The following is a 14,393-nucleotide window of genomic DNA, read 5'->3' on the forward strand; positions in this document are numbered from 1 at the left end:
GGCCAGAATCAGCCGCCACCGATGGCGTGGACCACTTCGACCTGATCGCCGTCGTTCAACAGCGTGCTGTCGTGCTGGCTACGCGGCACGATATCCAGGTTCAGTTCCACCGCGACGCGGCGCCCGGTCAGCTCCAGGCGGGCCAGCAGGGCCGCGACACTTTCGCCAGCGGGCAATTCGTAAGGTTCACCGTTCAGTTGAATGCGCATGCGCACGGCCACCATTGTTCTTTGGGGGCCCGCATTCTAGCGCTGAACCGCCCTGCAACCCAAGGGCGCTGCACGCCATTAGTCGCGATTGTGGACCACTCGGTCAACCGAGCCGCCAGGCTGCCAGGCCCAGGCACAGCCAGCCGGCCAGGAAGCAAAGGCCACCAAGCGGGGTGATGATGCCGAGCTTGCCCAGGCCGCTGAGGGTCAGCAGGTACAGGCTACCGGAGAACAGCACTATCCCCAGGGCAAACAGGCCGCCAGCCCAGCCGACCAGGCGCCCTGGCAGGTGCACCGAAAGCACGGCGACAGCGAAGATGGCCAGGGTATGTACCAACTGGTAGGTCACACCAGTCTGGAAGATCGCCAGGTAGTCGGCCGTCAGCCGGCTTTTCAGGCCGTGGGCGGCGAAAGCGCCCAGGGCGACACCGGTGAAGCCGAAAAAGGCGGCAAGCATCAGGAAGCTGCGAAGCATGGGACGACTCCTTGGATCGGGTCTGTATAATGGCCCCTTCCACCCGTACGGCCAAGCCATCGCCATGCTGCCAACCCTTCTCCGCCGCCTCTCTCGCGCCCTGCTCTGGTTCGCTGCCGGCAGCATCGTGCTGGTACTGGTGTTCCGCTGGATCCCACCACCCGGTACGGCGTTGATGGTGGAGCGCAAGGTGCAGTCCTGGGTGAATGGCGAGCCGATCGACCTGCAGCGCGACTGGGAGCCGTGGGAGAACATCTCCGACGACCTCAAGGTCGCGGTCATTGCCGGCGAGGACCAGAAGTTCGCCAACCACTGGGGCTTCGACATCCCGGCCATCCAGGCAGCGCTGGCCTACAACGAGCGCGGCGGCAGCATTCGCGGTGCCAGCACCCTGACCCAGCAGGTGGCCAAGAACCTGTTCCTGTGGTCCGGGCGCAGCTGGTTCCGCAAAGGCCTGGAGGCCTGGTTCACTGCGTTGATCGAGCTGTTCTGGTCGAAGGAGCGGATTCTCGAGGTCTACCTGAACAGTGCCGAATGGGGCAAAGGTGTGTTTGGCGCCCAGGCGGCAGCGCGCTACCACTTTGGCGTCGATGCCAACCGGCTTAGCCGCCAGCAGGCGGCGCAGCTGGCGGCGGTGCTGCCGAGCCCGATCAAGTGGAGCGCCAGCCGGCCGAGCGCCTATGTGGCCAGCCGTGCCGGCTGGATTCGCCGGCAGATGAGCCAGTTGGGTGGGCCCAGCTACCTGATGCAGCTCGACACTTCGCGCAAACTTTGAGCCTTTTGGGGCTGCTGCTCAGCCCATCGCGACACAAGGCCGCTCCTACAGGGGATCGCAGTCTCTTGTAGGAGCGGCCTTGTGTCGCGAAAGGGCCGCAAAGCGGCCCCAAAATCCCCCGGCCAAAAAAAAGCCGCTAACCCTATGCGGGCCAGCGGCTTTTCCTTGCTGTCAGGGCTCGATCAGGCCGCGATCAGCGCCTTGACCTTGTTCATCGCATTCTTCTCCAGCTGGCGAATCCGCTCAGCCGAAACGCTGTACTTGTCCGCCAGCTCATGCAACGTGGCCTTCTCTTCCGCCAACCAGCGCTGGTAGAGAATGTCGCGGCTACGCTCGTCCAGCCCTTGCAATGCTTCGTGCAGGTTGCTGGTGGAGTTGTCGCTCCAGTCGGCATCCTCCAGCTGCACCGCCGGGTCGTAACGGTGGTCTTCCAGGTAATGCGCAGGCGACTGGAAGGCACTGTCGTCGTCAGCTTCCGCTGCCGGGTCGAAGGCCATGTCCTGGCCGCTGAGGCGGCTTTCCATCTCGCGCACTTCACGTGGCTCCACGCCCAGGCTTTCCGCCACGCGGTGCACTTCGTCGTTGTTCAGCCAGGCCAGACGTTTCTTCTGGCTGCGCAGGTTGAAGAACAGCTTGCGCTGGGCCTTGGTGGTGGCCACCTTGACGATGCGCCAGTTGCGCAGGATGAACTCGTGGATCTCTGCCTTGATCCAGTGCACGGCGAACGACACCAGGCGCACGCCCATTTCCGGGTTGAAGCGCTTGACGGCTTTCATCAGGCCGACGTTGCCTTCCTGGATCAGGTCGGCCTGGGCCAACCCGTAGCCGGCATAGCTACGGGCGATATGTACGACGAAACGCAGGTGGGCCATCACCATTTGACGAGCGGCCTCGACATCCTGCTCATAATAGAGACGCTCGCCCAGATCACGCTCCTGCTCGACAGTCAGCAGCGGGATGCTGTTGACCGTGTGCACGTAGGCTTCCAGGTTTGCACCAGGTACCAGGGCATAGGCAGGTTGCAACGATGTGGTCATTCAAGAACCTCCGACTTACAGAACTCGCGCCTTGTGGGCGCTGCCAACATTGACCTGGAACGACGGTACAAGTTCCATGGTGAATAATTTGTCAATGCTGGCACGTAAAAACTATCGCGGCGCCAGCTCGTTCAGATGGCGGGCCACTGCGATCCATGCACCGATATACCCCAACAGCACCGCTCCGATCAAGAGCGACAGACCATCGGACGCCGGCACCCCACCCAGGGCGAAGTCGCTGCCGTACAGCCCGGAAAGCCCTACCACCGCCTCGTTCAGCCAGTTCAGGCCAAACGCCAGGATACCCCAAGCAATCACCCCTGCACCCAGGCCATACAGTGCGCCCATGTAAAGGAAAGGCCGGCGTACGTAGGCGTCTGTACCACCGACCAGCTTGATCACTTCGATCTCGGTACGGCGGTTTTCAATATGTAGACGAATTGTGTTACCGATTACTAACAGCAGGGCAGAAATCAGCATCACGGCCAGGCCGAAGACGAAGCGGTCACCCAGTTTGAGGATGGCCGCCAGGCGCTCGACCCATACCAGGTCGAGTTGCGCCACTTCCACCCGCGGCAGCTCCGACAGGCGCTGACGCAAGGCTTCCAGGGCCGGCTTGTCGACTTCGGTCGGGGTCACCACCACTACGCCGGGCAGCGGGTTGTCAGGCAGTTCACGCAGAGCTTCGCCCAGGCCGGACTGTTGCTGGAACTCCTCCAGCGCCTGCTCGCGGCTGACATACTGAGCGTCGGCCACGCCGGGCATGCCCTTGATCTCGTCGCGCAGCGCCTCGCCTTCGCGGCTACCGGCATCGAGCTTGAGGTATAGCGAGATCTGTGCGGCGCGCTGCCACGAGCCGCCAAGCTTCTCGACGTTCTTCAGCAGCAATGACAGGCCCATGGGCATGCTCAGCGCCACCGCCATCACCAGGCAGGTGAAGAAGCTGCCGATCGGCTGCTTGCCCAGCCGGCGCAGGCTGTCGGCCATGCTGGCACGGTGGCTTTCCAGCCAGGCATGCAGCAGCGTGCGGAAATCCGGGCCGTCATCGTCGTCGTGCTTTTTCTTCGCCGGTTGCGGGTCGGCCGGTTTCGGCGCAACCCGCTCGGAAACCTTCGGCGTACGTGTAGTGCTCATTGCCCGGCCTCCCCATCGCCGATCAAGCGGCCGCGCTGCAAGGTCAGCATGCGGTGACGCATGCGCGCAATCAGTGCCAGGTCGTGGCTGGCGATCAATACCGTGGTACCCAGGCGGTTGATGTCCTCAAACACCCCCATGATCTCCGCGGCCAGGCGCGGGTCGAGGTTACCGGTGGGTTCGTCGGCCAGCAGCAGGGCTGGCTGGTGAACGATGGCGCGGGCGATGCCCACCCGTTGCTGCTGCCCGGTGGACAGGTCGGCCGGGAACAGCTCGCCCTTGTCGGCCAGCGACACTCGCTCCAGCGCCGAGTCCACGCGCTTGGCGACCTCGGCCTTGGACAGGCCGAGAATCTGCAGCGGCAAGGCGATGTTGTTGAACACCGTGCGGTCGAACAACAGCTGGTGGTTCTGGAACACCACGCCGATCTGCCGACGCAGGAACGGGATCTGCGAGTTGCTGATCTGGCCCAGGTCCTGCCCGGCCAGCATCAGCTTGCCGCTGGTCGGGCGCTCCATGGCCAGCAGCAGGCGCAGCAAGGTGCTCTTGCCCGCGCCCGAGTGGCCGGTGACGAACAGGAATTCGCCCCGGCGCGCCCGGAAACTCAGCTCATGCAAACCCACATGACCATTGGGATAGCGCTTGGCAACCTGTTCGAATCGGATCATGTTCAGTCTCGCTCGGCGAACAGAGCCTTGACGAACGGCTCGGCTTCGAAGGTACGCAGGTCGTCGATGCCTTCACCGACACCGATGAAGCGGATCGGCAGCTTGAACTGCTTGGCCAGGGCGAAGATCACCCCGCCCTTGGCAGTGCCGTCCAGCTTGGTCAGGGCCAGGCCGGTCAGTTCGACGCTCTGGTTGAAGTACTTGGCCTGGCTGATGGCGTTCTGGCCGGTGCCGGCATCGAGCACCAGCAGCACCTCGTGTGGCGCTTCGGCGTCGAGCTTGCCGATGACCCGGCGGACTTTCTTCAGCTCTTCCATCAGGTTGTCTTTGGTGTGCAGGCGGCCAGCGGTGTCGGCGATCAGCACGTCGACGCCACGGGCCTTGGCGGCCTGTACGGCATCGAAGATCACCGAAGCGGAGTCGGCGCCAGTGTGCTGGGCGATCACCGGGATCTGGTTACGCTCGCCCCACACCTGCAGTTGCTCGACCGCAGCGGCACGGAAGGTGTCGCCAGCAGCCAGCATCACTTTCTTGCCTTCGAGCTGCAGCTTCTTGGCCAGTTTGCCGATGGTGGTGGTCTTGCCGGCGCCGTTCACACCGACCACCAGGATCACATAGGGCTTGTTCTGCGCCTGTACCACCAGCGGCTGCTCGACCGGGCGCAGCAGCGCAGCCAGTTCTTCCTGCAGCGACTTGTAAAGGGCATCGGCGTCGGCCAGCTGCTTGCGGGCAACCTTCTGGGTCAGGTTCTGGACGATGGTGGAAGTGGCTTCCACACCAACGTCGGCAGTCAGCAGCCGGGTTTCGATTTCGTCGAGCAGGTCGTCATCGATGACTTTCTTGCCCAGGAACAGGCTGGCCATGCCCTCGCCGATGCTGGCGCTGGTCTTCGACAGGCCCTGCTTGAGGCGGGCGAAGAAGCCCGGCTTGGCCTGCTCGGCCTGCGTGGCGACCGGGGCTGCAGCCACAGGGGCCGCAGGCTCTGGTGCAGGGCGTTCCGGGATGGCGGGCGGCGCTTTCGGCTCCAGATCCGGCACCAGGGCCACGGGCTCTTCGGCAACCGGCAGCACCAGGTTGCTGACCGGCGCGACCGGCTCGACGACCGGGGCCGCCTCGACAGGGGCTGGCTCGACCGGGGCCGCCTGCAAGGGCATGGACGCGACCGGCTGCGGTGCAGGTGCCACCAGCGGCTGGGACGCGACCGGCTCGGGTTCAGGGGCCTGCAACGGTTGGGAAGCAACCGGTTCGGGGACAGGGGCCTCGACCACCGGGGATTGGACGGGTGCGACGACCTGCTGCGGTTCTGTCAGCTGTGGGGCCGCAGGGGCCTGAACGGGTTCAGGGGCCTGTGGCGCTTCGGCGGTAGCCCCTTCGACCGGAGCGGCTGCAGGCTGCTCGACGGCTGGGGGTTCATTCGCGGGCACGCCCGTTGCCACAGGTTGCTGCGGCTTCTTGCGAAACCAGCTGAACAGGCCTTTCTTCTCACCAGCCTCGGCTGGCGCTTTTTTGTCGTCGTTGGAACCAAACATGGAAGACGGCTATCTCAGGGTAGCGATGGGCCAGCTATGGCGCATCGGGAATTCTCTCTACGCAGAACAGACTATCTTGAAGCCGGCTGGTTCATGCGCAACGTTTTGTCTTAGTGTCCTGCGGGCCAGAACGGCGACAGGCATGGTCGCCAGGCAACCGGATCAGTATCCTAGCACCTCCTGGCCCGCCGACGCTAAACCAGCGGGCCGCCGAACAGGTTAAACACCGTATGAATGCTCTAGCCCGCCGCGCCGCTGGCCTGTTGCTCGGCACGCTCTGCCTGCCGCTCGCGGCCTTCGCCGCCGATGTGCAACCCACCCACGAATTCATCCTCGACAACGGCCTGAAAGTAGTCGTGCGCGAGGACCACCGCGCCCCGGTGGTGGTCTCGCAGATCTGGTACAAGGTTGGCTCCAGCTACGAAACCCCTGGCCAGACCGGCCTGTCCCACGCGCTGGAACACATGATGTTCAAGGGCAGCGCCAAGGTCGGCCCCGGCGAGGCCTCGCGCATCCTGCGTGACATTGGCGCCGAAGAAAACGCCTTCACCAGCGACGACTACACCGCCTATTACCAGGTGCTGGCCCGCGACCGACTGCCGGTGGCCCTGGAGCTGGAGGCCGACCGCCTGGCCAGCCTGCGCCTGCCCGCTGACGAATTCAGCCGCGAAATCGAGGTGATCAAGGAAGAACGCCGCCTGCGCACCGACGACCAGCCCAACTCCAAGGCGTTCGAGCTGTTCCGCGCCATGGCCTACCCGGCCAGCGGCTACCATACCCCGACCATCGGCTGGATGGCCGACCTGGAGCGTATGAAGGTCGAGGAACTGCGCCACTGGTACGAATCCTGGTACGCCCCCAACAACGCCACCCTGGTGGTGGTCGGCGATGTCACCGTCGATGAGGTCAAGGGCCTGGCGCAGAAGTACTTCGGCAGCATCCCCAAACGCGCCGTGCCACCGGCCAAGTTGCCGCTCGAGCTGGCCCAACCAGGCCAGCGCCAGCTAACGCTGCACGTGCGCACCCAGTTGCCGAGCCTGATCTACGGTTTCAACGTACCTGGCCTGCCCACCGCCAAGGATCCGCGTACGGTGCATGCCCTGCGCCTGATCTCGGCATTGCTCGACGGCGGCTACAGCGCCCGCATGCCGGCACGCCTGGAACGCGGCCAGGAACTGGTGGCCGGCGCTTCGTCCAGCTACAACGCCTTCACCCGCGGCGACAGCCTGTTCCTGATCTCGGCCACGCCGAACGTGCAGAATCAAAAAACCCTCGCCGATGTCGAGCAAGGCATCTGGCAGCTGCTTGAGGAGCTCAAGACCACCCCGCCCAGCGCCGAAGAGCTGGAGCGCGTACGCGCCCAGGTCATTGCCGGCCTGGTCTACGACCGCGACTCCATCAGCAGCCAGGCCACTACCATCGGCCAGCTGGAAACCGTCGGCCTGTCCTGGAAGCTGATCGACAGCGAGCTGGACGAGCTCAAGCGCGTGACCCCGCAGGACATCCAGAACGCCGCGCGCACCTACTTCACCCGCGAACGCCTGAGCGTTGCCCATGTATTGCCCGAGGAGTCCGCTCATGAGTGATCACCGCGCACCCCGCCCAACCCTGCTGGCCACGGGCATCCGCGCCCTGGCGCTGGCGGCGGTGCTGGCCGCCCCGGCCATGGCCGACAACGCCGCCAAGGCCGACAGCAACGCGGCACGCCCGGCCAACACCTTGCAGTCGCTGGCCGAGCTGGATGGCAAGGCGCCCAGCCGGCGCCAGTTGAACATCCAGCACTGGAACACCGCCGAAGGTGCCCGGGTACTGTTCGTCGAGGCTCGCGAACTGCCGATGTTCGACCTGCGCATCACCTTCGCCGCCGGCAGCAGCCAGGATGGCGGAACGCCAGGCCTGGCTGCCCTGACCAACGCCATGCTCAACGAGGGCATAGCCGGCAAGGATGTGACTGCCATCGCCGAAGGCTTCGAGGGCCTGGGTGCCGACTTTGGCAACGGCTCCTACCGCGATATGGCCGTGGCCTCGCTGCGCAGCCTCAGCGCCAAGGACAAGCGCGAACCGGCGCTCAAGCTGTTCGCCGAGGTGGCCGGCAAGCCGACCTTCCCCGAAGACGCCCTCAAGCGCATCAAGAACCAGATGCTGGCCGGCTTCGAGTATGAAAAGCAGAACCCCGGCAAGGTCGCTGGCAAGGCCCTGTTCGCCAAGCTTTACGGCGACCACCCCTACGCCCACCCGAGCGACGGCACCGCCGAAAGCATCAGTGGCATCACCCTGGCACAGCTGCGCGCCTTCCACGCCAAGGCCTACACCAGCGGCAACGCAGTCATCGCCCTGGTCGGCGACCTCAGCCGCGCCGAGGCCGAAGCCATCGCCGCCCAAGTGTCAGCCGGTCTGCCCAAAGGCCCCGCGCTGGCCTCACCTGCGCAACCCGGCGAAGCCAAGGCAGGCTTGACCCACATCGACTTCCCGTCCAAGCAGACTCACCTGATGCTGGCCGAGCTCGGCATCGACCGCCAGGACCCGGACTGGCCGGCCCTGTCACTGGGTAACCAGATCCTCGGCGGCGGTGCATTCGGCACCCGGCTGATGAGCGAGGTACGTGAAAAGCGCGGTCTGACCTACGGCGTGTACTCGGTGTTCAGCCCGATGCAAGTACGCGGCCCGTTCATGATCAACCTGCAGACCCGCGCCGAACTCAGCGAAGGCACGCTCAAGCTGGTGCAGGACATTCTCGCCGACTACCTCAAGACCGGTCCCACCCAGCAAGAACTGGACGATGCCAAGCGCGAACTGGCCGGCAGCTTCCCGCTGTCCAATGCCAGCAACGCCAGCATCGTCGGCCAACTGGGTGCCATTGGCTTCTACAACCTGCCGCTGACCTGGCTGGAGGACTTCATGCAGCAGTCCCAGGCCCTCACCGTCGAGCAGGTAAGGACGGCCATGAACAAACACCTGTCAGCCGATAAACTGGTGATCGTCACCGCTGGCCCGAAAGTGCCGCAAAAACCGCTGCCAGCCCCTACTGACAAGCCCTCCGAGCAGCCGCTCGGGGTACCGGAGCACTAATGCCAAGATCCACCCCTACCGCCCGCCCACAACCGGGCCACAGCAAGGGCCAGGGCCACCTGCGCATCATCGCCGGCGAGTGGCGCAGCCGACGTCTGGCGGTGCCGGAAGGCGAAGGCCTGCGGCCAACGCCTGACAGAGTGCGGGAAACCCTGTTCAACTGGCTGGCCCCCTATATCGAGGGTGCCCGCGTTCTGGACGCCTTCACCGGCAGCGGTGCCCTGGTGCTCGAAGCCCTGTCCCGCGGGGCCGAGGACGCGGTCGCGCTGGACAGCAACCCGGCGGCCATCGCCAACCTGAAGAACAACCTCGAGATCCTGCGCTGCCCGCGCGGGCAAATCCTGCAGACCGACGCCCTGCGTTATCTGCAAGGCCCAGCCAAGCAGCAGTTCGATGTGGTGTTCCTGGACCCACCGTTCCACCAGGACCTGCTGGCCGACACCTGCAAACTGCTGGAACAGAACCAGTGGCTGCGCGAGCAGGCGTGGGTCTACACAGAAAGCGAGGCTGCACCGTCGACCTTGCAACTGCCAGGTAACTGGCGCCTGCATCGCGAGAAAAAGACCGGCCAGGTGCATTACGCACTCTGGCAGCGGGGCTAATTATGTAAAGCAGGTGCAGCACCCTTGTCGCTGAAGCTGTTCGGGTTTACACCAACCAGAGCACTTCAGCGATGACCTTACCATCACCTGCGTCACCACCCGACCTGGGCCAGGTCTCTGCGGGGCTTGCCGCCCTGGCCTGCCCCATTACCTCGGCATTGCAGCACTTCACGCTGGAAAACGGCCTGTCCGTCTACTTGCGAGAAAACCACAAGACCTCTCTGGCCGCGGTCCAGCTTTGGTATCACATAGGCTCAAGCCATGAGCCTGCCGGCCACACCAACCTGTCACACCTTCTGGAGCACCTGATTTTCGCAGGCAGCAGCAAAATCCCCGCCGACCAATACAGCCGGGTGATTGCACGCTTAGGCGGCAGCGCTAATGCCACCACCCACCTGGATGCCACCTCTTTTGAAATCTCGCTACCGGCCAGCCGCCTGCCCATAGCGCTGGAGATCATGGCCGATGCCATGAGCACCGCTTCCTTCGGCAAAGCTGAAATGGAGAGGGAGATAAAGGCGGTAGAAGATGAGCGCCGGCTCAAGCTGGACGTCCAACCTGACCAGCAAGCGTACGAGCAGCATAACGCCCTGGCACATGGCGACAGCGCCTATGCAGGCCCGAGCTTCGGTGATCCGGCAGACCTGCACGGCATCGACTTGGCAGCGCTGCGAACCTGGTACAGGACCTGGTACCAGCCAAACAACGCAACGCTTGTGGTGGTCGGTAGTGTTGACCTGCCAACGCTCCGGCAGCAGGTGGCACGTTACTTCGCCGGCGTGCCGAAAACACCCCTCGCCGCCCGACCGGTCCCACGCCATGACGCTCGACTGAAGGCCCGCAGCCACACCGTAAGTCTGCCAGGGCTACGCGAGGGGCTGTTCATGTCCTTCAATGTTCCAGGCCGAGCAACAGCCCCCGACGCCAGCACATCGCTTGCCCTGAGCCTGCTTTGCGACCTGCTTGGCGTAGGCTTCAGCTCCAGGCTGTACAGCGACCTGGTACGGGACAAGCGCCTGCTTACAGGCGTACGGGTGTCCTACGAGCCCTTGGTGCGTGGCGACACGCTGTTGACGATCTCAGCCTATGTGAACACCAGCCACACCACACCGGAGGACGCTGCCCAAGCTATTTACGAGCATGTGCAGGCGCTGCGTAGTGTTGCCTTGCCGGAAGAAGATCTGCAGCGCGCCAAGTTACGCATGCTCGCCCGACGGCTGTTCAACCTTGACGCGCTCACTTCCCAGGCAGGCGAGTTGGGCGCCGCAGCCGCAGCCGGTTTGCCGGCCTCGGTAATTGACGAAGACGGCCCTCTTATCCAGAACCTCGACAGTGCGACAGTGCAACAGGTAGCAGTTGCCTACCTGGGGCGCGAACGGCTGACCACGACCTACCTTCAGCCGGGAGCACAAGCATGAGCCCAGACAATTTGACGACCACCCGACCGACGCTTTGCGACGGCCCAGCCACCGACACCGCCTTGGAGGCCATGGCCAACCTTCAATCGGCCAAGGAAATAGAGCTTGGCCAGGTACCGCCCTTGCAAGCCGCAGCCACGTGCTGGCAAACCACCAGCGGCACAAAGGTCAGCTTCATCGCAGATCATGAACGCCCGATGTTCGACCTGGCCTTGCGTTTTCGTGCTGGCAATGTGCTTGACGGGGCGAACCCGGGCCTGGCCGCAGTCACCCTGTACAGCCTCGACCAAGGGACTGGTGAACTCGATGCAGCCCAGTTTGCCGAGCAGTTAGCCGGGTACGGGGCCATCCTCGGCAGGAGGATCACCGATGACAGTGCCGTCATCACACTCCGCTGCCTGAGCTTGCCCACAATACGCACCAGCGTGATGCAGCTGTTCACCCAGATGCTTGCACGCCCTGCTTTCAGGGAGCCTGATGTAGCGAAAATCCGGGAGCGGCTCGCTTTCAACCGGGTCAGACAGGGCAGTCACCCCCTGGTACGGCTTACCAACACCACGATGGCTCATGTTTTCCGTGATCATCCGTACGCTGCCAGCGCCACCACGACAGCCAGTGGTCCCGTCAAAATCGAGCAGATCAGGGGCTTCCACCAGAAGGCTTACTCGGCGAACAATCTGGATATTGGCCTGGTGGGGGACCTGAGCCGGGAAGACGCGGAGCAACTGATCGACGAACTCACCCGTGCCCTGCCGCAGGAGTGGGCCGCCGCGGCCCCGCCGCCACTCCCCGAACACCCGCCACTCGTGCAGCACCTGGCCGCCGCCGGCAGCGCCACACGGTCGCTGTTGACTCTGTCCTCGAAAGCTTCGCCAAGCAGCCCGCTATTTCCGGCTTTGACGCTACTCAACGTGATACTTGGCACCAGCTATGAATCACGCCTGACGCAAGAGTTGCGAACCCTGCGCAGCCTGACCTACGCCATCTACTCCGACCTCAACCCGCTGGATGCGGCATGCCTGCTGCAAATTCATTGGGACATCGCCCCGCAGTACCGCGATGCGGCAGCGGCCCTGGTGTCGGGGATTGTCGCGTGCCTGCGCGAACGAGGCCCCAGCCAGGCAGAATGCGACATCGCTGTGAACGAAATTGCGGCCAAGCTGCATCACGACCTTGCAGACAGCGCCAAACTGGCCAGAGCACTTGCGACTTACAGCCACCAAGGGCTGCCAGGCGATCACCTTGCCACTTTTCTTGACAGGCTGCAGTCGCTCACGCCTGCGAACCTGCGTGAAGCCGGGCAGGTGTGGTTGGGCAACGCGACGCAAGTGCTGGTGACCGTAGGCCCCGAGTCAATGCAGCTGCCACTGCCGGAAACAATGAAGGACGACCAATAGCGCAGGTACATCGGGGTTTTTCCATGGCATTCTAGGCACGCACAACATGAGTCGCCCACATGCCCAGCCCCAGCGCAACGTTCCGTCCAGCCCTCGGCCTTGCCAACCCCCACTTGCAAACCTTGTGGGGGCCATTGTGGCGAAAACTGCCAGAGCTGCAGCGCAACCGCGAGCGGCTATGGCTGGCCGATGGCGACTTCATCGACCTGGACTGGCACGGCCCGCACCAGCCCCACGCGCCGTTGGTGCTGGTCCTGCACGGTTTGACCGGCTCCTCCCACTCGCCCTACGTCAAAGGTTTGCAGCAAGCGCTGCAAGGCCGCGGCTGGGCCAGCGTGGCGGTGAACTGGCGCGGTTGCTCGGGCGAGCCCAACCTGTTGCCACGCAGCTACCATTCCGGTGCCAGCGAAGACCTGGCCGAAATCGTCAGCCACCTGCGCGCCCAGCGCCCGTTGGCGCCGTTGTATGCGGTGGGGTATTCGCTGGGGGGCAATGTGCTGCTGAAATACCTTGGCGAAAGCGGTGTCGCCAGCCAGTTGCAGGCTGCGGTGGCAGTGTCGGTGCCGTTTCGCCTGGATCACTGCGCCGACCGCATCGGCCAGGGCTTTTCAAAGGTGTACCAGGCGCATTTCATGCGCGAGATGCTGGCTTATGTGCAGCTCAAGCAGCGGCACTTCCACGACAAGGGCCAGCATGAAGGGCTGGCGACGCTGCAACGGCTGGGGCCGTTGGGCAACCTGCGCACGTTCTGGGATTTCGACGGCAAGGTCACCGCACCGCTGAACGGTTTTCGCGATGCACACGACTACTACCGCCGCTCATCGAGTCATTTCTTCCTCGGCCAGAACCGCACGCCGACGCTGATCATCCACTCCAGCGATGACCCTTTCGTCTCCGGCCACAGCCTGCCAACAGCCCGCGAACTGGCGCCGCAAACCCGCTTCGAACTGCACAGCCGCGGCGGCCATGTGGGCTTTGTCGATGGCAGCCTGCGCAACCCGGGCTATTACCTGGAGCGGCGGATTCCACAGTGGCTGGTGGAGGGTCAATAGGAGCTGCGGTTTTCATTGGCAGCACCGGCCTCATCGCCGGCAAGCCAGCTCCCACAGGTGTGGTATAGGCCTGATGGACAGTGGTGTACCTGTGGGAGCTGGCTTGCCGGCGATGAGGCCGGGCCTGCTTACTCGCCAGTGGCTACGCCATGCTGCGGATCGTTGATCCACTCACTCCACGACCCGGCATACAGCTTGCCCAGCGGGTACCCGGCCAACGCCAGGGCAAACAGGTTATGACACGCCGTCACCCCTGACCCGCAATACGCCACCAACTGCTCCGGCGCCCGCCCGGCCAGCTTTTCGGCAAAGCGCTGTTTTAGCTGGTCCGGCTGCAGAAAACGCCCATCAGCCCCCAGGTTGTCGGTAAACGCCGCGCACTGCGCCCCCGGAATATGTCCAGCAACCGGGTCGATCGGTTCCACTTCGCCACGGAAGCGCGGCAAGGCACGCGCATCGATCAAGGTCAGGTCTGGGTTACCCAGGCGCTTGGCCAGGTGCTCGGCATCGATCAGCAGCTTGCCGTCCGGCTCACCGTTGAAGGTGCCTTCCCGCTTGAGCGGCGGGTCCAGGCTGAGCGGCAGGTGCGCCGCATGCCAGGCCTTCAGGCCACCATCGAGGATCGCTACACCGCTGCGCTTGCCCAGCCAGGCCAGCAGCCACCAGGCACGGGCGGCAAAAGCGCCAGGGCCGTCGTCATACAGCACCACCTCGCTGTCATCGTCCAGGCCCCACTCACGCAGGCGCTCGACCAACCGGCGCGCATCCGGCAATGGGTGGCGCCCGGTGCGTCCCTTGCTCACAGGCCCGCTGAGGTCACGCTCCAGGTCGGCAAAATGCGCTCCGGCAATATGCCCCTGGGCATAGCTGCGTTGGCCATAGTCCACATCCTCGAGGGCAAAGCGGCAGTCGAGGATCACCAACTTGGGCGAGCCCAGACGCTCGGCCAACTGCTGCGGGGTGATCAATTGCGCAAGGGGCATGACAATCTCCTGATCGAAGGCACTATCGATAACACTGAGGCCCTG

14 protein-coding genes are annotated in these 14,393 nt (G+C 64.1%); 7 read left to right on the forward strand and 7 right to left on the reverse strand.

The annotated features are described in order from the left end of the window. Nucleotides 1-8: 8 nt before the first annotated feature. Both thiS and E5221_RS26500 read right to left on the reverse strand, forming a co-directional pair. Nucleotides 9-209: a sulfur carrier protein ThiS gene (gene thiS / locus E5221_RS26495; protein WP_003257817.1), complete on the reverse strand. Its 201-nt coding sequence runs from the start codon at nucleotides 207-209 to the stop codon at nucleotides 9-11. A 103-nt stretch (nucleotides 210-312) separates the two neighbouring features. Further along, nucleotides 313-684, reverse strand: coding sequence for a DUF423 domain-containing protein (locus E5221_RS26500; protein WP_013974627.1), 372 nt, complete (start codon nucleotides 682-684; stop codon nucleotides 313-315). 64 nt (nucleotides 685-748) lie between these two features. Between E5221_RS26500 and mtgA the strand changes: the two genes are divergently transcribed. Then, nucleotides 749-1,459 (forward strand): monofunctional biosynthetic peptidoglycan transglycosylase, encoded by a 711-nt coding sequence (mtgA, locus tag E5221_RS26505; protein ID WP_247847769.1) that lies wholly within the window; start codon nucleotides 749-751, stop codon nucleotides 1,457-1,459. A gap of 182 nt (nucleotides 1,460-1,641) precedes the next feature. Here mtgA and rpoH read toward each other — a convergent pair whose 3' ends face one another. The 4 genes from rpoH to ftsY all read right to left on the reverse strand — a co-directional run bounded on the left by rpoH (nucleotide 1,642) and on the right by ftsY (nucleotide 5,827). Then, complete coding sequence (gene rpoH / locus E5221_RS26510) at nucleotides 1,642-2,496, reverse strand: RNA polymerase sigma factor RpoH (protein WP_003249083.1); 855 nt, start codon at nucleotides 2,494-2,496, stop codon at nucleotides 1,642-1,644. A 111-nt stretch (nucleotides 2,497-2,607) separates the two neighbouring features. Continuing rightward, complete coding sequence (gene ftsX / locus E5221_RS26515) at nucleotides 2,608-3,630, reverse strand: permease-like cell division protein FtsX (RefSeq protein ID WP_013974629.1); 1,023 nt, start codon at nucleotides 3,628-3,630, stop codon at nucleotides 2,608-2,610. Then, on the reverse strand, nucleotides 3,627-4,298 hold the full coding sequence (gene ftsE / locus E5221_RS26520) for a cell division ATP-binding protein FtsE (protein WP_013974630.1): 672 nt from the start codon (nucleotides 4,296-4,298) through the stop codon (nucleotides 3,627-3,629). Before ftsE ends, ftsX begins: the two co-directional genes overlap by 4 nt. Nucleotides 4,299-4,300: 2 nt before the next feature. Beyond that, on the reverse strand, nucleotides 4,301-5,827 hold the full coding sequence (ftsY, locus tag E5221_RS26525; protein WP_247846678.1) for a signal recognition particle-docking protein FtsY: 1,527 nt from the start codon (nucleotides 5,825-5,827) through the stop codon (nucleotides 4,301-4,303). Nucleotides 5,828-6,057: 230 nt separating this feature from the next. Between ftsY and E5221_RS26530 the strand changes: the two genes are divergently transcribed. The 6 genes from E5221_RS26530 to E5221_RS26555 all read left to right on the forward strand — a co-directional run bounded on the left by E5221_RS26530 (nucleotide 6,058) and on the right by E5221_RS26555 (nucleotide 13,365). Beyond that, a complete protein-coding gene (locus tag E5221_RS26530) occupies nucleotides 6,058-7,413 on the forward strand; it encodes a pitrilysin family protein (RefSeq protein WP_247846679.1) in 1,356 nt (451 codons plus the stop codon). Continuing rightward, the gene (locus tag E5221_RS26535; protein WP_247846680.1) at nucleotides 7,406-8,896 is read left to right on the forward strand and encodes a pitrilysin family protein; all 1,491 of its coding nucleotides are present in this window, start codon (nucleotides 7,406-7,408) and stop codon (nucleotides 8,894-8,896) included. Before E5221_RS26530 ends, E5221_RS26535 begins: the two co-directional genes overlap by 8 nt. After that, nucleotides 8,896-9,498: a 16S rRNA (guanine(966)-N(2))-methyltransferase RsmD gene (gene rsmD, locus E5221_RS26540; RefSeq protein WP_061550310.1), complete on the forward strand. Its 603-nt coding sequence runs from the start codon at nucleotides 8,896-8,898 to the stop codon at nucleotides 9,496-9,498. Before E5221_RS26535 ends, rsmD begins: the two co-directional genes overlap by 1 nt. Nucleotides 9,499-9,656: 158 nt before the next feature. Next, nucleotides 9,657-10,916 (forward strand): pitrilysin family protein, encoded by a 1,260-nt coding sequence (locus E5221_RS26545; RefSeq protein WP_247846681.1) that lies wholly within the window; start codon nucleotides 9,657-9,659, stop codon nucleotides 10,914-10,916. Next, nucleotides 10,913-12,313, forward strand: a complete 1,401-nt coding sequence (locus tag E5221_RS26550) for a pitrilysin family protein (protein WP_061550308.1) — start codon at nucleotides 10,913-10,915, stop codon at nucleotides 12,311-12,313. The genes E5221_RS26545 and E5221_RS26550 overlap by 4 nt, the downstream gene beginning before the upstream one ends. 59 nt (nucleotides 12,314-12,372) lie before the next feature. Continuing rightward, nucleotides 12,373-13,365, forward strand: a complete 993-nt coding sequence (locus tag E5221_RS26555; protein WP_061550307.1) for a hydrolase — start codon at nucleotides 12,373-12,375, stop codon at nucleotides 13,363-13,365. A gap of 128 nt (nucleotides 13,366-13,493) precedes the next feature. On the opposite strand, the gene E5221_RS26560 is transcribed toward E5221_RS26555, so the two are convergent. Further along, nucleotides 13,494-14,348, reverse strand: a complete 855-nt coding sequence (locus E5221_RS26560; protein WP_061550306.1) for a sulfurtransferase — start codon at nucleotides 14,346-14,348, stop codon at nucleotides 13,494-13,496. Nucleotides 14,349-14,393 lie beyond the last annotated feature (45 nt).

The organism is Pseudomonas sp. A2, from assembly GCF_023100865.1.
Taxonomy (GTDB): domain Bacteria; phylum Pseudomonadota; class Gammaproteobacteria; order Pseudomonadales; family Pseudomonadaceae; genus Aquipseudomonas; species Aquipseudomonas asiatica.